The sequence below is a fragment of the Aquabacterium sp. A7-Y genome, assembly GCF_026153205.1.
In the GTDB taxonomy this organism is placed as follows: Bacteria; Pseudomonadota; Gammaproteobacteria; order Burkholderiales; family Burkholderiaceae_C; genus Caldimonas.
This window is the reverse complement of record NZ_JAPFBW010000004.1, coordinates 148,504-166,236: the sequence shown is the minus strand read 5'-3', so window position 1 is coordinate 166,236 and position 17,733 is coordinate 148,504. Positions and strand designations below refer to the sequence as shown.

The following is a 17,733-nucleotide window of genomic DNA, read 5'->3' as shown; positions in this document are numbered from 1 at the left end:
ATGGCCGTCATCAGCCTGGAACAACGCCTGCAGTCCTGCCTGCGCGAGGACGTGCGCGCGATGCACACCTACGTGGTGCAGCCCAGCACGGGCATGGTCAAGCTCGACGCGATGGAAAACCCCTTCGCGCTGCCGCTGGAATTGCAGCGCAAGCTGGGCGAGCGGCTGGGGCGCGCGCCCTTGAACCGCTACCCCGACGACTGCGCCGCCGAATTGCGCGAGGCGCTGACGCGTCACGCCCAGGTGCCCGAGGGCTATTCGCTGATGCTGGGCAACGGCTCGGACGAGCTGATCTCGATGCTGGCGGTCGCCTGCGCCAAGCCCGGCGCGACGCTGCTCACGCCGGAGCCCGGCTTCGTGATGTACGCGGTCTCGGCGCAGCTGCACGGGCTGAAGTACGTCGGCGTACCGCTGCGGCCCGACACCTTCGATCTCGACGGGCCGGCCATGCTGGCCGCACTGGTCGAGCACCGCCCGGCCCTGGTTTACATCGCCTACCCGAACAACCCGACCGGCAACCTGTTCGACGACGCCACCATCGAGCGCATCGTCGAGGCCGCGCCCGGCCTGGTGGTGATCGACGAGGCCTACCAGCCCTTTTCCAGCCGCAGCTACATCGACCGGCTGGCGCGCCACCAGCACGTCATCCTGATGCGCACGATGAGCAAGTTCGGCCTGGCCGGCGCCCGCATCGGCTACATGATGGGGCGCAAGGCGCTGATCGAGCAAATCGACAAGGTGCGCCCGCCCTACAACGTCAGCGTGCTGGATTGCGAGGCGGCGCTGTTCGCGATTGAGCACGAGCCGGAGTTCGCCCGCCAGGCGGCGGTGCTGCGCGCCGAGCGCGAGCGGCTGATCGCGGCGCTGCGTGCGATGCCGGGCGTGCAGCCGTTCCCGAGCGAGGCCAACATGGTGCTGGTGCGCCTGCCCGACGTGGAGCGCAGCTTCCAGCACCTGCTGGCCCGCAAGGTGCTTGTGAAGAAGGTCAATCGCAACCCGGTGCTGGCCGGCTGCATGCGCCTGACCGTGGGCACCCCGGAAGAAAACGACTTGATGATCGCCGCCCTGCGCGAGAGCCTGCAATGAGCACGACACCCCAACCCGATCGCGTGGCCGAGGTCACGCGCCACACCGCCGAGACCCAGATCCGCGTGGCCGTCAATCTCGACGGGACCGGCAAGGCCAGCCTGTCGACCGGCATCGGCTTTTTCGACCACATGCTGGACCAGATCGCCCGCCACGGCCTGATCGATCTGGAGATAGCCGCCAAGGGCGACCTGCACATCGACGGCCACCACACCGTCGAGGACGTCGGCATCACGCTGGGCCAGGCGGTCGCGAAGGCAGTCGGCGACAAGAAGGGCCTGCGTCGCTATGGCCATGCCTACGTGCCGCTCGACGAGGCGCTGTCGCGTGTCGTGATCGACTTCTCCGGCCGCCCCGGGCTGAGCATGCACGTGCCCTTCAAGGCCGGCATGATTGGTGCGTTTGACACACAGCTGGCCTATGAGTTCTTCCAGGGTTTCGCCAATCATGCGCTGGTGACGCTTCACATCGACAACCTGCGTGGCGAGAATGCCCATCACCAGTGCGAAACGGTGTTCAAGGCGTTTGCGCGCGCTCTGCGCATGGCCCTCGAACTCGACCCCCGCATGACGGGCATCATCCCCTCCACCAAAGGATCCCTCTAAGCCATGCCGACAGTTGCCGTGGTCGACTATGGAATGGGCAACCTGCGCTCGGTGTCGCAGGCCGTGCTCCATGTGGCCCGGGGCTCGGGCGTGGAGGTGCACGTCACCTCCTCCCCCGAGGACGTCTATGCGGCCGAGCGGGTGGTGCTGCCGGGCCAGGGCGCGATGCCCGACTGCATGGCCGAGCTGCGCCGCTCGGGCCTGCAGGACGCCGTGCTGCACGCTGCCGCGAACAAGCCGCTGATGGGTGTGTGCGTCGGCATGCAGATGCTGCTGGACCGCAGCGAGGAGGGGCCCACCGAAGGCCTGGGTCTGATCCCGGGCGAGGTGCTGCGCTTCCAGCTCGACGGACAGGTCCAGCCCGACGGCAGCCGCTACAAAGTCCCGCAAATGGGATGGAACCGGGTGTTCCAGGCCCACCCGCATGCGATGTGGGACGGCGTGCCGGACGGCGCCTGGTTCTATTTCGTGCACAGCTTTTATGTTCGCACGCAGCATCCGCACCACAGCACCGGGGAAACCGAGTACGGCGCCCGCTTTACCTGTGCTGTGGCACGGGATAATATTTTCGCCACGCAGTTCCACCCGGAGAAGAGCGCAGACCACGGCCTCGCCCTGTACCGCAACTTCCTGACCTGGAAGCCTTGACGGCTGCACCCCCTCTCTTCTCCGTCCCTATCCTCTTCTCCCTACTCCACAAGCTTCGGCTATGTTGCTGATCCCTGCCATCGACCTGAAAGACGGCAAGTGCGTGCGCCTCAAACAAGGCGACATGAACGACTCCACCACCTTCGGTGAAGACCCGGCCGCCATCGCCCGGCGCTGGGTCGAGGCCGGGGCCCGCCGCCTGCACCTCGTGGACCTCAACGGCGCCTTCGCGGGCAAGCCCGTCAACGAGGCCGCGATCCGCAGCATCCTGGCCGAGGTGGGTGACGAGATCCCGGTACAGCTGGGCGGCGGCATCCGGGACCTCGACACCGTCGAGCGTTACCTCGACGACGGCCTCAGCTACGTGATCATCGGCACCGCGGCGGTGAAGAACCCCGGCTTCCTGCAGGACGCCTGCACCGCCTTCGGCGGCCACATCATCGTCGGCCTCGATGCCAAGGACGGCAAGGTGGCGACCGACGGCTGGTCCAAGCTGTCCGGGCACGAGGTGGTCGACCTGGCCCGCAAGTTCGAGGACTATGGGGTCGAGGGTGTGATCTACACCGACATCGGTCGCGACGGCATGCTGACCGGCATCAACATCGATGCCACGGTCAAGCTGGCCCAGGCGCTCACCATCCCGGTGATTGCGTCGGGCGGTCTCAGCAACCTGTCCGATATCGAGAAACTGTGTGCCGTCCAAAGCGAAGGGGTGGAAGGGGTGATCTGTGGACGCGCCATCTACACCGGCGACCTCGACTTCACCGCGGCCCAGAAGCTCGCCGACGAACTCAACGGCGGCGTGTGAGCCGCCGGGGCTGGGTGGCCCCGGCGCCCGGAACCGGGCTCGCGCCGCCGCCTTTGCGCTCTCCTTTCCGGACTCAGCCATGCTTGCCAAACGCATCATCCCCTGCCTCGACGTCACCGGCGGCCGTGTCGTCAAGGGCGTCAACTTCGTCGAACTGCGCGACGCCGGCGACCCGATCGAGATCGCGGCCCGCTACAACGAGCAGGGCGCCGACGAACTCACCTTCCTCGACATCACCGCCACCAGCGACGGGCGCGATCTGATCCTGCCCATCATCGAGGCGGTGGCCAGCCAGGTGTTCATCCCGCTGACGGTGGGCGGCGGGGTCCGCAGCGTGGACGACGTGCGCCGCCTGCTCAACGCCGGCGCCGACAAGGTGAGCTTCAACTCGGCGGCGGTCGCCAACCCGGAGGTGATCCGCGAGGCCTCGCGCAAGTACGGCGCCCAGGCCATCGTGGTGGCGATCGACGCCAAGGCCCGCCCGGGTGGCGGCTGGGACGTCTACACCCACGGCGGGCGCAAGAACACCGGGCTGGACGCGGTCGAATGGGCTCGCCGCATGGCCGAGCACGGCGCCGGCGAGATCCTGCTGACCAGCATGGACCGCGACGGCACCAAGAGCGGTTTCGACCTGGCGCTCACGCGCGCGGTCAGCGACGCAGTGCCGGTGCCGGTGATCGCCTCGGGCGGCGTCGGCAACCTGGACCACCTTGCCCAGGGCATCCAGCAAGGCCGGGCCGACGCCGTGCTGGCTGCCAGCATCTTCCACTACGGCGAATACACGGTGGGCCAGGCCAAGGCCCTGATGGCCGAGCGCGGTATCCCGGTGCGGCACTGAGCCGCCGTCCGGCGGCCCGGCCACCGGCTCATGACGGTTTCGTCACAAGCCGGCGCTACACTGCCAGGATGAATTGGCTGGATCAAGTGAAGTGGGACGAGCAGGGTCTGGTGCCCGTGATTGCGCAGGAAGTGGGCAGCCAGGACGTGCTGATGTTCGCCTTCATGAACCGTGAAGCGCTGGCACGCACCGCCGAACTGGGCCAGGCCGTGTACTGGAGCCGCTCGCGCCAGCGCCTGTGGCACAAGGGCGAGGAGTCGGGCCATATCCAGAAGGTGCACGAGATGCGCCTGGACTGCGATGCCGACGTGGTGCTGCTCAAGGTCGAGCAGTTGGGACACGATCCCGGCATCGCCTGCCACACCGGCCGCCATTCCTGCTTCTTCAGGGTCTGGCGCGACGGGCAGTGGCAGGAGGTCGACCCTGTCTTGAAAGACCCGGAGCGCATCTACAAATGAGCGGCATGACGTCCAACCAGACTTTGGAGCGCCTGGCCGCGGTGATCGAGTCGCGCAAGGGCGGCGACCCGGAGAGTTCCTACGTCGCGCGGCTGTTCCACAAGGGGACCGACACCATCCTGAAGAAGGTCGGCGAAGAGGCGACCGAGACGGTGATCGCGGCCAAGGACGGCGACCGCGCGAAAATCGTCTACGAGGTCGCCGACCTGTGGTTCCACTCGCTGGTCGCGCTGGCGCAATTCGGGCTGGGCCCGGCCGAGGTGCTGGCCGAGCTGGAGCGGCGCGAGGGCCTGTCGGGACTGCAGGAGTTCGCCTCGCGCAAGGGCTGAGCCCGGCGCCGGGCGGCGAGCGCGCACATCCGCATTGTCAGGAGTGGCATCATGATGACCGACCCCATTGATTCCGTCGAACGTGAACGATCGCTGAAGAGTATCGGTGTCGTCAGCTACCTGCTGCACAGCATCGTCGCGGTCGGCGCCGTGGTGCCCGGCGTACAGGCCAGCGTGGTCCTGCTGCTGATCGCCTTCGTCCTCGACCTGGTCAAGAAGGACGACGCCGCCGGCAGCTGGCAGGAGTCGCACTTCCGCTGGCGCATCCGCTCGGTCGTCTGGGCCATGGTGCTCTACGGCGTGACGTTTCCGCTGTGGTTCCTGTTTTTCCTCCCCGGCATGGTCGCCTGGGCGCTGATTTCCATCTGGTTCCTCTACCGTATCGTGCGCGGCTGGATCAACCTCAACGCCAACCGCCCGATCCAGTCCTGACCGGGGTCTCACCGCCCCGGCCGCTTCGCAGCCACCCTGTCGCACCCCGATGTCATGACGCACGACCCGAACTGCATCTTCTGCAAGATCGTCGCCGGCCAGATTCCGGCCCAGAAAGTCTACGAAGACGAGGAGCTGCTGGCTTTCAACGACATCCGGCCGCATGCGCCGGTGCATTTCCTCATCATTCCCAAGCTGCACCTGGCCTCCTTGGAGGATGTGCGCAGCGAACACGAGGCGCTGCTGGGCCGCATGCTGGGGCTCGCGCCCCGGCTGGCGCGCGAGCAGGGCGCCGCGAACGGTTTCCGCACCGTGGTCAACACCGGTGCCGACGGCGGACAGGAGGTGTTCCACCTCCACGTCCACGTCATGGGCGGTCCGCGGCCCTGGAGAATCGGCTGAATCGCCTCAACGTAAAATTCGACTCTGTCGTTAGGAGAACATCATGGGTTCCTTCAGCATCTGGCACTGGTTGATTGTGCTGTTGATCATCGTGCTGGTGTTCGGCACCAAAAAGCTCAAGAACATCGGCTCCGACCTGGGTGGCGCCGTCAAGGGCTTCAAGGAAGGCATGCGCGACGGCTCGGCCGCCGACCCGGCCGCGCCGACGCAGCAGGTCACCGCCGACAAGTCGGCCGAGAAGCCGACCATCGACGTTGAAGCCAAGACCAAGTCCTGACACCTCCAGACCCGCGGGCGGACGCCTGTGCCGTCGCGCTGACCCTGCCGCCCCGCCGTCCCCCTCATGATTGACCTCGGTTTCGACAAGTTGGCCCTGATCGGCGCGGTCGCGCTGATCGTGATCGGGCCCGAGCGCCTGCCGCGCGTCGCGCGCACGGTTGGCCACCTGCTGGGCAAGGCGCAGCGTTATGTGGCCGACGTGAAGGCGGAGGTCAACCGCTCCATCGAACTCGAGGAGCTCAAGAAGATGAAAACCGAGTTCGAGGATGCCGCGCGCAACGTCGAACAGACGGTGTCGCAGGAGATGGGCCAGGCCCGCAGCGACCTCGAACAGGCCTGGGGCGACACCCCGGCTGCCGACGCAACGCCTGCGCACGGCGGCTGGGAGCCGCCGCCGCCTCAATACCAGCATCCGAAGAAAAACTGGCGCCTCAAGCGCGGCGCGGTGCCGCAGTGGTACAAGCAGCGCCACGGCGTGCGCACCCGCGCCCAATCCGGCGCCGCGCGTGTCGCGCGCTTCCGCCCGCCGAAAGCCCGTTCGTGAGCCCCAATTCCAACAATGACCGTCCCGATGAACTGGACGGTACCGAGCAGCCGTTCGTCTCCCACCTGGTGGAGTTGCGCGACCGCCTGATCCGGGCGGTCCTCGCCATCGCGGTGGTTTTCGGTGTGCTGGCGATCTGGCCCGGCCCCGGCCAGCTCTACGACCTGCTGGCCGCACCACTGGTGGCGAACCTGCCGGAGGGCGCGACCCTGATCGCGACCAATGTCATCTCGCCCTTTATCGTGCCGCTCAAGATCACCTTGATGGCGGCCTTCCTGATCGCGCTGCCCGTGGTGCTCTACCAAGTCTGGGCCTTCGTCGCGCCCGGCCTCTACACCCACGAGAAGAAGCTGGTGCTGCCGCTGGTGATCTCCAGCACGCTGCTGTTCCTCGTCGGCGTCGGCTTCTGCTACTTTTTCGTCTTCGGGCAGGTCTTCAAGTTCATCCAGAGCTTTGCGCCCAAGAGCATCACGGCCGCGCCCGACATCGAGGCCTACCTCAGTTTCGTGCTGACCATGTTCATCGCCTTCGGCCTGGCCTTCGAGGTGCCCATCGTGGTGGTGGTGCTGGCGCGCCTCGGCATGGTGAGCGTCGAGAAGCTGAAGGCCTTCCGCAGCTACTTCATCGTGCTGGCTTTCGTGATCGCCGCGGTGGTCACGCCACCGGACGTGATTTCGCAGCTGGCGCTGGCGGTGCCGATGTGCCTGCTCTACGAGTTGGGCATCTGGGCGGCGCAGGTGTTCATCAAGCACACCCAGGCGCCCGACGCCGAGAACGATACGGCGCACTGAGGCGGCGCCGGCGTCACGCCGGCCGCGGCCAACGCGGGGGCGGCCCGATCAGCGCTGGTCCGGTGCGCGCCGCGAGACACGCGGCCGCTGGGCCACCTTGACCTTCACCTCCAGCTTGTGGTCGCCGCGGTGCAGTTCGATGGGGGCATCGGTCTCGGGCTTGAGGTCGGCCACCGCGTTGAGCAGTTGCACGGTGCTGGTGACCTCCTTGCCGGCCACCGAGATGACCACGTCGCCCGGCCGCACGCCGGCCTGCTGGGCCGGCCCGCCTTGCAGCACGCCGGTGATCAGCACGCCTTCCTTGACCGGCAGGTTGAAGGTCTCGGCCATCTCGGGCGTCAGGTCCTGCGGCTCGACGCCGATCCAGCCGCGCGTGACCTGGCCGTCCTTGATCAGGCTTTCCATCACCTGGCGCGCGGTGGAGGCGGGGATGGCGAAACCGATGCCCATGTTGCCGCCCGAGCGCGAATAGATCGCGGTGTTGATGCCCATCAGGCTGCCGCCCGCGTCGACCAGCGCGCCGCCGGAGTTGCCCGGGTTGATGGCCGCGTCGGTCTGGATGAAGTTCTCGAAGGTGTTGATGCCGAGCTGGTTGCGGCCCAGCGCGCTGACGATACCGGCCGTGACCGTCTGGCCGACACCGAAGGGATTGCCAATGGCCAGCACCACGTCGCCGACCTCGAGCGAATCGGAGTCTCCGAAGGTGATGGCCGGCAGCTTGTCGAGCGTGAGCCTGAGCACCGCGAGGTCGGTTTCGGGGTCGGTGCCCACCACCTTGGCGTGGGCCTTGCGCCCGTCGCTGAGCATGACCTCGATGTCGTCGGCGCCTTCGATCACGTGGTTGTTGGTCAGCACATAACCCTGGGGCGAGACGATCACGCCCGAGCCCAGGCCCACCTGCGGCTGGGGGTTGCCGCCCTGGTCCCCGAAGAAAAAGCGGAACCACGGATCCTCGGCCTGAGGGTTGCGGGCAGGGGCCTTGCTGGTGGCGATGTTCACCACCGCCGGCGCCGCCCGCTTGGCCGCGCCGGAGTAGCTGCCGGGCGCCTTGGGGCCCATGGCCGGCGGGGCCTCGGTCACCGAGATCGTGGGCACCACGCCGGTCGGGCTGCGCTGCAGCCACTCGGGCTTGAGTGTTGCGACCACGAACAGCGCGGCCACGGCGACGGTGACCGCTTGCGAGAAAATCAGCCAGGTATTGCGCATAGGACGTTCTTGATGACCCACCGCGATGAAATGAACTCGTACCTGAAAGGTCTGCTGGAGGTGGATCGTTTTCGGGATTATGGGCCGAACGGCCTGCAAGTCGAGGGCCGGGCGCAGATCCGCACCCTGGTCAGCGGCGTCACCGCCAGCCTTGCGCTGATCGAGGCGGCCGTCGAGGCCAAGGCCGACGCGGTGCTGGTGCACCATGGCCTGTTCTGGCGCGGGCAGGACGGCCGCGTGGTCGGCTGGATGAAACAGCGCCTGCAACGCCTGCTGGCGCACGACATCAACCTGTTCGCCTACCACCTGCCGCTGGACGCCCACCCCGAGTTCGGCAACAACGCCCGGCTGGCCCGCGAGCTCGGTTTCGCGCCGCTGGCGCCGCGCTTCGGCGAGCAGGACCTGGGCTGGCTGGGCAGCCCGGCGCAGCCGCTGACCCTGGCGCAGCTGGCTGTTCTGGTGCAGGGCCGGCTGGGTCGCGCGCCGGTGGTGGTCGAGGGCGACGGGCGGCCGATCCGCACCGTCGCCTGGTGCACCGGCGGTGCTCAGGGCTATTTCGAAGCCGCCATTGCCGCCGGGGCCGATGCCTTCCTCACCGGCGAGATCTCCGAGCCCCAGGCCCACTACGCGCGGGAGACCGGCGTTGCCTTCCTGGCCTGCGGCCACCACGCGACCGAGCGTTATGGCGCGCCCGCACTGGCGGCGCACGTGGCCGAACGCTTCGGCCTGGTGCACCGCTACATCGAGGTGGAGAACCCGGCATGAGACCTCCAGTGTCGACCTCCTGCTTGCGAAGCGCGGAGCTTAGCCAATGACCCCCCACCGAGAAGCGCCATCCGGCAAGGCCCCGCTGGCGATCACGATGGGTGATGCGTGCGGCATCGGCCCCGAGATCATCGCGATGGCCTTCCGGGGCGAGGCCGCGGCCGGTGCCTTCGTGCTGGGCGACGTCGACGTGATGCGCCGCGCGGTGCGCCAGACCGGCGGGCTGCAGGCTGTGGCGGTGATCGAGCGCCCCGCCGATGCCCTCGCCCTGCCGCCCGGCTGCATTGGCGTGCTGCCGGTGGTGCAATTGCCGGATTCTCTGCCGCAGGGACAGATCGACGCGCGCGCCGGCGCCGCCGCGCACGACTGCATCCGGCGCGCCTGCGAGCTGGCGCTGGCGGGGCAGGTGGCGGCGCTGGTCACGGCACCGATCCACAAGGAAGCGCTCTCGGCTGCAGGCATCGCCTTTCCCGGCCACACCGAGATGCTGCAGGCCTACGCCAACGGCCCCGAGGGGCCGCCGGTGCGCATGATGCTGGCCAACGACGAGCTGAAGACCGTGCTGGTGACCATCCACATGTCGCTGCGCCAGGCAATCGAGCGCGTCGATTTCGACAACGTGCTCCAGACCTTGCGCATCGTGCATCGCAGCGCCCGCCTGTGGGGCCAGCCGGCGCCGCGTATCGCGGTTGCCGGCCTCAACCCGCACGCAGGCGAGGGCGGGCTGTTCGGCGACGAGGAGCTGCGTGTGATCGGGCCGGCCATCGAGGCGGCGTGCGCCGAAGGCATCGCGGCCAGCGGCCCCTATGCGCCCGACACCGTGTTCATGCGCGCGCGCAACACCCTGGACCATCCCGGCGAGTTCGACGTGGTGGTCGCGATGTACCACGACCAGGGCCTGATTCCGGTCAAGTACCTCGGCGTGGAGCGCGGCGTCAACGTCACCCTCGGGCTGCCTTTCATCCGCACCAGCCCCGACCACGGCACCGCCTTCGACCTGGCCGGCAGCGGCCGCGCCGACCCGTCCAGCCTGGTGTCCGCGATCGAGATGGCGCGCCGCCTGGCAGCCGCCGCCTGAGCTCGGTGCCGCTCAGCTGCGGCTGTTGACCGACAGCTCGGCCAGCTGTTTGCGGGCGCGCGCGACGGCGCGCTCGATCAGGTAGGCCTGCTCGAAGGCCTTGAAGCGCCCGGTCTCGCACAGCCGGGCCAGCATGCGGCCCGTCATCGAGATGATCTTCTGGTGCTTCTTGCCCTGGCTGAAGATGAAGAAGCTGCGGCCTGGGCTGACCCAGTTGAGGCGCACCTTGGTCCAGCCCTCCTCGGTGTGCATCTGGTAGGCGATGCCGGCCTGCACGCACTGCGCCAGCGGGGCGCCACGCGTCGGCGTTTCCGGCGCCAGCTCGGGGCCCAGGCCGTCGAGGTTGATGTCGAGGTCGCTGCTCGGCCCGCCGTCCAGGCTGCCCAGGTCGATGTCGACCGCACCATTCCAGTCGATCGAGGTTTCCTCGACGAAACCCAGCTGGCGCGCCTCGTCGTGCGAAAAGGTGGTGTCGGTCTCCGGCAGCGCGGTTGGCGCCGAGAGCTGGTCGAGTTGCTCGGGCGTCGGCAGCGGCTGGCGCTCCAGCGCCTGCAGGTGCACCTCCAGCTGACGCAGCTGGAAGTCGGTCGGCGCCTGGCCCTTGAGCGACTGCGCATGGCAGGGCAGCAGCTCGCCGAAAAACGCCTTCTTGCTGGCCTCGGGCCACTGGATCAGTGCCAGCCCCTCATTGAGGGTTTTCATCAGCTGGGGCAGGGCCAGGATGAACTGCTTGCGGTCGGCCGGGGTGCTCTTGGGCTGCACACTGAGGATCAGTTCTCGCGTGGCGTGGCGCAGCCGCTCGGTGGCCTCGGCCTCGGGCCCGTGCCGCAACGCCGCCTCGACCTGCACCTGGCTCCAGACGCGGTGCAGGAAGTCGCGCAGGAACTCGGGCAGCGCCAGCGGCAGCAGCAGGGCCTGCACCTGCTGCTGGTAGCGCGCATGGATGCGCAGCTGGGTTTCCTTGTGGACCAGCAGTTGCACCGCCTCGGCATGTGCCTCGACCTCGGTGCGCGTCTGTTCCTGGACGAAACTCTCCAGCACGCGCAGCTGTGCCTCGTAGAGCTCCATCTGGTCGAAGTCGCCCTCGACCACTTGCTGCACCAGCTCGCGCACCAGGTCCAGGAAACGCCGGCCGGGCCCTTCCGAGAAGTCCTCGAAGGCGCAGGCGATCGAGGCCATGCGGTTGACGAAACGGCGTACCGGGTGGCTGCGCGAGGAGAAGAACTGCACGTCCTTCAGCGCGACGCGCAGCACCGGCAGCTGCAGCCGGGCGATCTGGCGCGCCATCTGGGGCGGCACCTTGTTGTCCGACAGGATCTGGTCGAACAGCGAGGCGACGATGTCGATCACCATGTGATCCAGCGCCCCGCCGGAGGCTTTCATCAGCTCTTCGCGGTGCGTGCGGATCAGGTTGACCGCCATCAGGCCATTCAGGCCGGTGCCGCCGGCGCTCGCGCTCGAGCCCAGGCCGGCTCCCGAGCCCGTCGTCAAAGGGGTCGAGCCGGTGCCGGCCCAGTGGGTGCGCGGGTCGAGCTCGCTGGGTGCGCTGGCGAGGAAGGCGAGCCGGCGGATCAGCTCCACCATCTGGGCGTCACTCACCGCCTGCGTGGCGGTCGACCGGGGGGCGCCGAAAGCCGTTGCGCTGCTGCGCGTGGACGGGCCGAAACCGCTGCCGAAGGCCGAGCCGCCGTCGCCCATGACGCTGCCGCGGCTGTTGCCGCTGCTCGCTCGGAAACCGGCCGGCATGGTCGGAGCCGGCTCGACCGGCGGGGCCATGCCGAACATCGCGCTGAGCGCCCGCACGGCGTCTGCCGTCGCTGCGCCCGGCGCCGTCGGCGGCGTGGGGTGGGGTGCCCCGGCAGGCAGGTGGGGGGCCATGCCGAAGCGGCCGCGCACCGTCAGCCCTGCCGGCTGGATGCCGCGGGCGCTGAAGTCGCTGACGATCTCGCCATAGCAGCTGCGCATGGCCTTGGCCAGGCCGTGGCCCAGTTCCCCGGCGAGCGTCTTGCGCACCGCCGCGTCGGGCGAGGCGGTCTCGATGGCGCGGAACAGTGCCTTGCCGAGCACCTCCGGCCGCACCGGGTTGCGCTCCGGATCGGCGCGTTCGAGTCCCAGCAGCGAGCCCATGTAGGCGTCCAGCTCGCGCAGTTCCCACTCGCAAGCGTGCGCAATGGCGAGCGCCAGCCGGTGCGCCGTGACCTGCTCCTCGACCTCGCTGTCGCCGACCAGGCTGAGCGCCGCCCAGTTGGTCGCTTGGCCCGACAGGCGAGCCGTCAGCCGTGGGTTGAGTTCCTGCGCCACCTTCTCGTTGAGAACCGTCGAGAAGGTCATGTTGAAGACGGGCAGCGAGCGCTGCAGGTCGAACTGGGCCGTCATGTAGCCCTGGCGTTCAGAATTGCTCTTGGCCGCGAGCGCCAGCATGCCCATGGCGTCCACCACCCGGGCCGAGGTGGCGGAAACCGTGGACAGGATCTTCTGCACCGCCGATTGCATGGCGGTGTGGAGGCGCGGGTCTTGGGGGCTCATCACACCTGCGTTCGCAAGAGGTAACAAGTATCGCGTGAAAAACCCGCTCGGAAGGGCGGGCAAAACGGCGGACCGGGCCTGAGTGTGAACAGATCGGCAGCCAGGCGGCCCCGACCGGTCCTTGCGGGCCAGTTTTTACGTTTGATTACTTTTTCAACGCGTCGCGAATCTCGCGCAGCAGTAGGACGTCCTCGGGCGGCGGCGCCGGCGCGGCCGGCGGTGGCGCGGCTTCCTGGCGGCGCTTGAGGCGGTTGATCTGCTGGACCATCAGGAAGATCACGAAGGCGAGGATCAGGAAATTCAGTGCCACGGTGATGAAGTTGCCGTAGGCGAACACGGCGCCGGCCTTCTGGGCCTCGGCCAGCGTGGGCGCGCTCTGGCCCGCCAGCGGGATGAAGTAGTTGGAGAAGTCAAGCCCGCCGAAGAGTCGGCTGATCACCGGCATGATGATGTCCTTGACCAGCGAATCGACGATCTTGCTGAAGGCGCCGCCGATGATGACGCCGACCGCGAGGTCAATCACGTTGCCCTTGACGGCGAACTCCCGGAACTCTTTCAAGAACGCCATGTAGCGCACTCCTGTGCTCAAGTGGGGAACGAACGGCGCGGGTGCCCCCGTGCCGGGCGAGGGGGACCCGAAGTATGTCCGAGGCCGGCCGTCTGGCTCGGCCACGGCGAGGATGTCCCGGCCCAGGAGGCGCGGCGGTTTCGGGCTGGTTTCCTCTGGAGGCAGTCGGCTACAATCACGGGTTGCCCCTAACAGTAGAAGTGCTTCTGAGGATCCCCATGAGTGACCAGCAAGTGGACAAAGGCCGCCGGACCTGGGTGGCCATTGCCTGTGGCGCGGGCGCCGTCGGTGGCGTGGCCACTGCCGTTCCCTTCGTCAGCACCTTCCAGCCGTCCGAGAAAGCACGCGCCGCTGGTGCCGCCGTCGAGGTCGACATCAGCGCGCTCCAACCGGGCGAGATGACCACCGTCGAGTGGCGCGGCAAACCGGTCTGGATCATCAAACGCACACCTCAGCAGTTGGAATCGCTCAAGCAGACCGAGGCGCAGGTTGCGGATCCGGTTTCGGCCCGCACCCAGTACCCGACGCCCGAGTACGCGAAAAACCAGCACCGCTCGATCAAGCCCGAGATTTTCGTCGGCGTCGGCATCTGCTCGCACCTCGGCTGCTCGCCGAGCGCCAAGTTCGCCCCCGGCGCACAACCCTCGCTGCCGGACGACTGGCAGGGGGGCTTCCTGTGCCCCTGCCACGGCTCCACCTTCGACATGGCGGGCCGCGTGTTCAAGAACAAGCCGGCGCCGGACAACCTCGAAGTGCCGCCGCACATGTACCTCTCCGACACCAAGCTGTTGATCGGCGAGGACAAGAAGGCCTGAAGCCCACGCAGTACTTTGAGGTGACACCCCATGGCTAAATTCAAAGAAGCTCCGGCAGGCGCCACAGGCGCGCAACAGCTGCTCAACTGGATCGACAACCGATTCCCGCTGAGCAAGCTCTACAACGAGCACGTGGGCGAGTACTACGCGCCCAAGAATTTCAACTTCTGGTACATCTTCGGCTCGCTGGCGCTGGTGGTGCTGGTCATCCAGATCGTCACCGGCATCTTCCTCGTGATGCACTACAAGCCGGACGCCAACCTGGCGTTCGCCTCGGTCGAGTACATCATGCGCGACGTGCCCTGGGGCTGGCTGATCCGCTACATGCACTCGACGGGGGCCTCGGCCTTTTTCGTCGTCGTCTACCTGCACATGTTCCGCGGACTGCTCTACGGGTCCTACCGCAAGCCGCGTGAGCTGGTCTGGATCTTCGGCTGCGGCATCTTCCTGTGTCTGATGGCGGAGGCCTTTTTCGGCTACCTGCTGCCCTGGGGTCAGATGTCCTACTGGGGCGCCCAGGTGATCGTGAACCTGTTCGCCGCCGTGCCCTTCATCGGCCCGGACCTGGCGCTGCTGATTCGCGGCGACTATGTCGTGTCGGACGCGACCCTGAACCGCTTCTTCAGCTTCCACGTGATCGCGATCCCGCTGGTGCTGATCGGCCTCGTGGTGGCTCACATCATCGCGCTGCACGAAGTCGGCTCCAACAATCCGGACGGCGTGGAGATCAAGGACAAGCTGGACGCCAAGGGCCGCCCGCTCGACGGCATCCCCTTCCACCCGTACTACACGGTGCACGACATCTTCGGCCTGTCGATCTTCCTGATCGTCTTCACCGGGATCATCTTCTTTGCTCCCGAGGCCGGCGGCTACTTCCTGGAGTACAACAACTTCATCCCGGCCGATCCGTTGAAGACGCCGTCGCACATCGCCCCGGTGTGGTACTTCACGCCCTTCTACTCGATGCTGCGTGCCACCACCGACCCGATGGTCAACGTGCTGTGCGGCGTGATCGCGATCGGCGCCATCCTGGGCGTGCTCAAGGGCGGCTTCCGCCCCGCCGCCAAGCTGGTGATCCTGGTCGCGGCGGCGGCGGCGGTGTTCCTGCTCAAGGTCTTCGACGCCAAGTTCTGGGGTGTCGTGGTGATGGGCGGCGCCGTCGTGATCCTGTTTTTCCTGCCCTGGCTCGACCGCAGCCCGGTGAAGTCGATCCGCTATCGCCCGCAGTGGCACACCTACCTGTACGGCGTTTTTGTCGTCTACTTCCTGGTGCTGGGCTACCTGGGCATCAAGCCGCCGTCCGAGATCGGCACGCTGATCGCGCAGGCCGGCACGCTGTTCTACTTCGGCTTTTTCCTGCTGATGCCGTGGTGGAGCCGCCTCGGGACCTTCAGGCCGGTGCCCGACCGCGTCGTCTACGTCGCCCACTGAGCCCGCCGGAGCCACTTCTGATGAAAAAACTGATCCTCTCCCTGCTGGCCGGCATGGCCGTGGCCTTCAGCGTGACCGGTGTACGCGCCTCGGAAGGCGGCATCCCCTGGGACCGCTTTCCGGTGTCCCGGGTGACCGACATGGCGGCGCTGCAGAACGGCGCCAAGCTGTTCGTCAACTACTGCCTGAACTGCCACTCGGCGGCCTTCATGCGCTACAACCGGCTGCGCGACATCGGCCTGACCGAAGAGCAGATCAAGAACAACCTCATGTTCGCTACCGAGAAGGTGGGCGAGACGATGAAGGTGGCGATGGACGCCAAGCAGGCCAAGGACTGGTTCGGTGCGACGCCACCCGATCTGACCGTGATCGCGCGCTCGCGCGCCTCCTCGGGCATGGGTACCGGCGCCGACTATCTCTATACCTACCTGCGCACCTACTACCGCGACGAAACCAAGGCGACCGGCTGGAACAACCTGGCCTTCCCCAACGTCGGCATGCCGAATCCGCTGTGGGAGCTGCAGGGCCAGCGCGCTGCAAAGTACGTCGAGGAAAAGGACCCGCACGATGCCAGCAAGACCCACCACGTCTTCGCCGGCTTCGAGCAGCTGACCCCCGGCACCATGACGCAGCAGGAGTACGACGCGGCCGTTGCCGACCTGGTCGCCTTCCTGCAGTGGATGGGCGAGCCGGAGCAGAACACCCGCGTGCGCCTGGGCGTGTGGGTGCTGATCTTCCTGGCCTTCTTCACCTTGATCGCGTGGCGCCTCAACGCCGCCTACTGGAAAGACGTGAAGTGATCCGGTGCAGCGTCGCCTTCGCGGCGACGCTGCGCCCCTCGGAGTGGGTGAGCGACCAGCGCCCACTCCGTTTGTGTTTTTGAGTCAACCTCGCCCCTCAAGGAGCACGCCATCATGATGGTGCTTTACTCCGGGACTACTTGTCCGTATTCCCATCGTTGCCGCTTTGTCCTGTTCGAAAAGGGCATGGACTTCGAGATCCGCGACGTGGACCTGTTCGCCAAGCCCGAAGACATCGCGCTGATGAACCCGTACAACGAGGTCCCGATCCTGGTGGAGCGGGACCTGATCCTGTACGAGTCGAACATCATCAACGAGTACATCGACGAGCGCTTCCCGCATCCGCAGCTGATGCCCGGCGACCCGGTGGCCCGTGCTCGCGTGCGCCTGTTCCTGCTGAATTTCGAGAAGGAGCTGTTCACGCACGTGAACGTGCTGGAGTCGCGCGGCATCAAGCCCAACGACAAGCAGATGGAGAAGGCCCGCTCGCAGATCCGCGACCGCCTGACCCAGCTGGCACCGATCTTCTTGAAGAACAAATACATGCTCGGCGAGGATTTCTCCATGCTGGACGTGGCGATCGCTCCGCTGCTGTGGCGCCTCGACTACTATGGCATCGAGCTGTCGAAAAATGCTGCGCCGTTGCTGAAGTACGCCGAGCGCATCTTCTCGCGGCCCGCCTATATCGAGGCGCTGACGCCGTCCGAGAAGGTGATGCGCAAGTAAATCTCCGTCCACATGAGCAATCTGCAATCGACCGGCGGGTCCGCGGGCAGCTCGACCCGGCCCTACCTGATCCGTGCCTTGCACGACTGGTGTACCGACAACGGCTACACCCCCTACCTGGCGGTGTTCGTCGACCGGTCGGTGCAGGTGCCCATGGAGTACGTGAAGAACAGCGAGATCGTGCTCAATGTCAGCTTCGATGCCACCAGCGGCCTGCAGCTCGGCAACGAGTACATCGAGTTCCGGGCCCGCTTCGGCGGGGTCCCGCGCGACATCGTGGTGCCGGTCGACCACGTGATCGCGATCTACGCGCGTGAGAACGGCCAGGGCATGGCTTTTCCAATGCCCGGGGACACCGCTGCGGTGGACCTGGCCGCCGGCGACGGCGAGCCGGCACCCGAGGCGGCGCTTCGCGGCGATCCGCCCCCGGGGCTGAAGCTGGCCCCGGCATCCGAAGAGCGCAGCCCCGCCGCCAGCAGCGAGGAAGCGCCGACCGAGCCGCCCACCCCGCCCACCGGCGGACGGCCCTCGCTCAAGCGCGTCAAGTAAAAAGCGCATCCAGTAAAATCGTGCGCCAGCGGCCTCCACAGGCCGCATC

Annotated in this window: 22 protein-coding genes; 19 read left to right on the top strand and 3 right to left on the bottom strand. The window is 67.2% G+C overall.

Translation table 11 applies throughout. The features are described 5' to 3' along the window. The 12 genes from hisC (at nt 1) to tatC (ending at nt 7,220) form a co-directional block, all read left to right on the top strand. Entirely contained in the window at nt 1-1,086 is a 1,086-nt protein-coding gene (gene hisC / locus OOT46_RS04995) for a histidinol-phosphate transaminase (protein WP_265402484.1), read from the top strand. Continuing rightward, the gene (gene hisB / locus OOT46_RS04990; RefSeq protein ID WP_265402483.1) at nt 1,083-1,691 is read left to right on the top strand and encodes an imidazoleglycerol-phosphate dehydratase HisB; all 609 of its coding nucleotides are present in this window, start codon (nt 1,083-1,085) and stop codon (nt 1,689-1,691) included. Before hisC ends, hisB begins: the two co-directional genes overlap by 4 nt. Nucleotides 1,692-1,694: 3 nt before the next feature. Then, nucleotides 1,695-2,339, top strand: a complete 645-nt coding sequence (gene hisH / locus OOT46_RS04985) for an imidazole glycerol phosphate synthase subunit HisH (RefSeq protein ID WP_265402482.1) — start codon at nt 1,695-1,697, stop codon at nt 2,337-2,339. 61 nt (nt 2,340-2,400) lie between these two features. Beyond that, complete coding sequence (gene hisA, locus OOT46_RS04980) at nt 2,401-3,147, top strand: 1-(5-phosphoribosyl)-5-[(5-phosphoribosylamino)methylideneamino]imidazole-4-carboxamide isomerase (protein ID WP_265402481.1); 747 nt, start codon at nt 2,401-2,403, stop codon at nt 3,145-3,147. Between the two features lie 79 nt (nt 3,148-3,226). Further along, nucleotides 3,227-3,985, top strand: coding sequence for an imidazole glycerol phosphate synthase subunit HisF (hisF, locus tag OOT46_RS04975; protein WP_265402480.1), 759 nt, complete (start codon nt 3,227-3,229; stop codon nt 3,983-3,985). Between the two features lie 68 nt (nt 3,986-4,053). Continuing rightward, nucleotides 4,054-4,443, top strand: coding sequence for a phosphoribosyl-AMP cyclohydrolase (gene hisI / locus OOT46_RS04970; RefSeq protein WP_265402479.1), 390 nt, complete (start codon nt 4,054-4,056; stop codon nt 4,441-4,443). A 5-nt stretch (nt 4,444-4,448) separates the two neighbouring features. Further along, the gene (locus OOT46_RS04965; RefSeq protein ID WP_265402478.1) at nt 4,449-4,772 is read left to right on the top strand and encodes a phosphoribosyl-ATP diphosphatase; all 324 of its coding nucleotides are present in this window, start codon (nt 4,449-4,451) and stop codon (nt 4,770-4,772) included. Between the two features lie 54 nt (nt 4,773-4,826). Then, a complete protein-coding gene (locus tag OOT46_RS04960) occupies nt 4,827-5,204 on the top strand; it encodes a DUF4870 family protein (protein ID WP_265402559.1) in 378 nt (125 codons plus the stop codon). 54 nt (nt 5,205-5,258) lie between these two features. Continuing rightward, complete coding sequence (locus tag OOT46_RS04955; RefSeq protein WP_265402477.1) at nt 5,259-5,606, top strand: histidine triad nucleotide-binding protein; 348 nt, start codon at nt 5,259-5,261, stop codon at nt 5,604-5,606. 43 nt (nt 5,607-5,649) lie between these two features. Next, nucleotides 5,650-5,883 (top strand): Sec-independent protein translocase subunit TatA, encoded by a 234-nt coding sequence (tatA, locus tag OOT46_RS04950; protein ID WP_265402476.1) that lies wholly within the window; start codon nt 5,650-5,652, stop codon nt 5,881-5,883. A gap of 66 nt (nt 5,884-5,949) precedes the next feature. Continuing rightward, a complete protein-coding gene (gene tatB, locus OOT46_RS04945) occupies nt 5,950-6,429 on the top strand; it encodes a Sec-independent protein translocase protein TatB (protein WP_265402475.1) in 480 nt (159 codons plus the stop codon). Continuing rightward, the gene (tatC, locus tag OOT46_RS04940; protein ID WP_265402474.1) at nt 6,426-7,220 is read left to right on the top strand and encodes a twin-arginine translocase subunit TatC; all 795 of its coding nucleotides are present in this window, start codon (nt 6,426-6,428) and stop codon (nt 7,218-7,220) included. The genes tatB and tatC overlap by 4 nt, the downstream gene beginning before the upstream one ends. A gap of 48 nt (nt 7,221-7,268) precedes the next feature. Here the strand turns inward: tatC and OOT46_RS04935 are convergent, their stop codons facing one another. Further along, entirely contained in the window at nt 7,269-8,426 is a 1,158-nt protein-coding gene (locus OOT46_RS04935; RefSeq protein ID WP_265402473.1) for a Do family serine endopeptidase, read from the bottom strand. Between the two features lie 12 nt (nt 8,427-8,438). Between OOT46_RS04935 and OOT46_RS04930 the strand changes: the two genes are divergently transcribed. Continuing rightward, nucleotides 8,439-9,191, top strand: a complete 753-nt coding sequence (locus tag OOT46_RS04930; RefSeq protein WP_322114231.1) for a Nif3-like dinuclear metal center hexameric protein — start codon at nt 8,439-8,441, stop codon at nt 9,189-9,191. A 46-nt stretch (nt 9,192-9,237) separates the two neighbouring features. Next, the gene (gene pdxA, locus OOT46_RS04925; protein WP_265402472.1) at nt 9,238-10,269 is read left to right on the top strand and encodes a 4-hydroxythreonine-4-phosphate dehydrogenase PdxA; all 1,032 of its coding nucleotides are present in this window, start codon (nt 9,238-9,240) and stop codon (nt 10,267-10,269) included. A 12-nt stretch (nt 10,270-10,281) separates the two neighbouring features. Here pdxA and OOT46_RS04920 read toward each other — a convergent pair whose 3' ends face one another. Both OOT46_RS04920 and mscL read right to left on the bottom strand, forming a co-directional pair. Further along, nucleotides 10,282-12,795 carry a DUF1631 family protein gene (locus tag OOT46_RS04920; RefSeq protein ID WP_265402471.1) on the bottom strand — a complete coding sequence of 838 codons (2,514 nt, stop codon included), beginning with the start codon at nt 12,793-12,795 and terminating at the stop codon, nt 10,282-10,284. A gap of 145 nt (nt 12,796-12,940) precedes the next feature. Next, nucleotides 12,941-13,363, bottom strand: a complete 423-nt coding sequence (mscL, locus tag OOT46_RS04915; protein ID WP_265402470.1) for a large conductance mechanosensitive channel protein MscL — start codon at nt 13,361-13,363, stop codon at nt 12,941-12,943. A gap of 218 nt (nt 13,364-13,581) precedes the next feature. On the opposite strand from mscL, the gene petA reads away from it, so the two are divergent. The 5 genes from petA (at nt 13,582) to OOT46_RS04890 (ending at nt 17,684) form a co-directional block, all read left to right on the top strand. Further along, nucleotides 13,582-14,178: a ubiquinol-cytochrome c reductase iron-sulfur subunit gene (petA, locus tag OOT46_RS04910; RefSeq protein ID WP_265402469.1), complete on the top strand. Its 597-nt coding sequence runs from the start codon at nt 13,582-13,584 to the stop codon at nt 14,176-14,178. Nucleotides 14,179-14,208: 30 nt separating this feature from the next. After that, nucleotides 14,209-15,609 carry a cytochrome b gene (locus tag OOT46_RS04905; protein WP_265402468.1) on the top strand — a complete coding sequence of 467 codons (1,401 nt, stop codon included), beginning with the start codon at nt 14,209-14,211 and terminating at the stop codon, nt 15,607-15,609. Nucleotides 15,610-15,629: 20 nt separating this feature from the next. Continuing rightward, nucleotides 15,630-16,409 (top strand): cytochrome c1, encoded by a 780-nt coding sequence (locus OOT46_RS04900; protein ID WP_265402467.1) that lies wholly within the window; start codon nt 15,630-15,632, stop codon nt 16,407-16,409. A gap of 114 nt (nt 16,410-16,523) precedes the next feature. After that, entirely contained in the window at nt 16,524-17,135 is a 612-nt protein-coding gene (locus OOT46_RS04895; protein WP_265402466.1) for a glutathione S-transferase N-terminal domain-containing protein, read from the top strand. Nucleotides 17,136-17,147: 12 nt separating this feature from the next. Continuing rightward, nucleotides 17,148-17,684: a ClpXP protease specificity-enhancing factor gene (locus OOT46_RS04890; protein WP_265402465.1), complete on the top strand. Its 537-nt coding sequence runs from the start codon at nt 17,148-17,150 to the stop codon at nt 17,682-17,684. Nucleotides 17,685-17,733: the final 49 nt, after the last annotated feature.

Bases quoted from the DNA above. Each gene is read 5' to 3' on its own strand.
- hisA (WP_265402481.1), top strand. From the start codon at position 2,401: ATGTTGCTGATCCCTGCCATCGACCTGAAAGACGGCAAGTGCGTGCGC.
- OOT46_RS04900 (WP_265402467.1), top strand. From the start codon at position 15,630: ATGAAAAAACTGATCCTCTCCCTGCTGGCCGGCATGGCCGTGGCCTTC.
- mscL (WP_265402470.1), bottom strand. From the start codon at position 13,363: ATGGCGTTCTTGAAAGAGTTCCGGGAGTTCGCCGTCAAGGGCAACGTG.
- hisH (WP_265402482.1), top strand. From the start codon at position 1,695: ATGCCGACAGTTGCCGTGGTCGACTATGGAATGGGCAACCTGCGCTCG.
- tatA (WP_265402476.1), top strand. From the start codon at position 5,650: ATGGGTTCCTTCAGCATCTGGCACTGGTTGATTGTGCTGTTGATCATC.
- hisF (WP_265402480.1), top strand. From the start codon at position 3,227: ATGCTTGCCAAACGCATCATCCCCTGCCTCGACGTCACCGGCGGCCGT.
- tatB (WP_265402475.1), top strand. From the start codon at position 5,950: ATGATTGACCTCGGTTTCGACAAGTTGGCCCTGATCGGCGCGGTCGCG.
- OOT46_RS04920 (WP_265402471.1), bottom strand. From the start codon at position 12,795: ATGAGCCCCCAAGACCCGCGCCTCCACACCGCCATGCAATCGGCGGTG.
- OOT46_RS04935 (WP_265402473.1), bottom strand. From the start codon at position 8,426: ATGCGCAATACCTGGCTGATTTTCTCGCAAGCGGTCACCGTCGCCGTG.
- pdxA (WP_265402472.1), top strand. From the start codon at position 9,238: ATGACCCCCCACCGAGAAGCGCCATCCGGCAAGGCCCCGCTGGCGATC.
- petA (WP_265402469.1), top strand. From the start codon at position 13,582: ATGAGTGACCAGCAAGTGGACAAAGGCCGCCGGACCTGGGTGGCCATT.
- hisI (WP_265402479.1), top strand. From the start codon at position 4,054: ATGAATTGGCTGGATCAAGTGAAGTGGGACGAGCAGGGTCTGGTGCCC.
- OOT46_RS04905 (WP_265402468.1), top strand. From the start codon at position 14,209: ATGGCTAAATTCAAAGAAGCTCCGGCAGGCGCCACAGGCGCGCAACAG.
- OOT46_RS04895 (WP_265402466.1), top strand. From the start codon at position 16,524: ATGATGGTGCTTTACTCCGGGACTACTTGTCCGTATTCCCATCGTTGC.
- hisB (WP_265402483.1), top strand. From the start codon at position 1,083: ATGAGCACGACACCCCAACCCGATCGCGTGGCCGAGGTCACGCGCCAC.
- hisC (WP_265402484.1), top strand. From the start codon at position 1: ATGGCCGTCATCAGCCTGGAACAACGCCTGCAGTCCTGCCTGCGCGAG.
- OOT46_RS04890 (WP_265402465.1), top strand. From the start codon at position 17,148: ATGAGCAATCTGCAATCGACCGGCGGGTCCGCGGGCAGCTCGACCCGG.
- OOT46_RS04930 (WP_322114231.1), top strand. From the start codon at position 8,439: ATGACCCACCGCGATGAAATGAACTCGTACCTGAAAGGTCTGCTGGAG.
- OOT46_RS04960 (WP_265402559.1), top strand. From the start codon at position 4,827: ATGACCGACCCCATTGATTCCGTCGAACGTGAACGATCGCTGAAGAGT.
- OOT46_RS04955 (WP_265402477.1), top strand. From the start codon at position 5,259: ATGACGCACGACCCGAACTGCATCTTCTGCAAGATCGTCGCCGGCCAG.
- OOT46_RS04965 (WP_265402478.1), top strand. From the start codon at position 4,449: ATGACGTCCAACCAGACTTTGGAGCGCCTGGCCGCGGTGATCGAGTCG.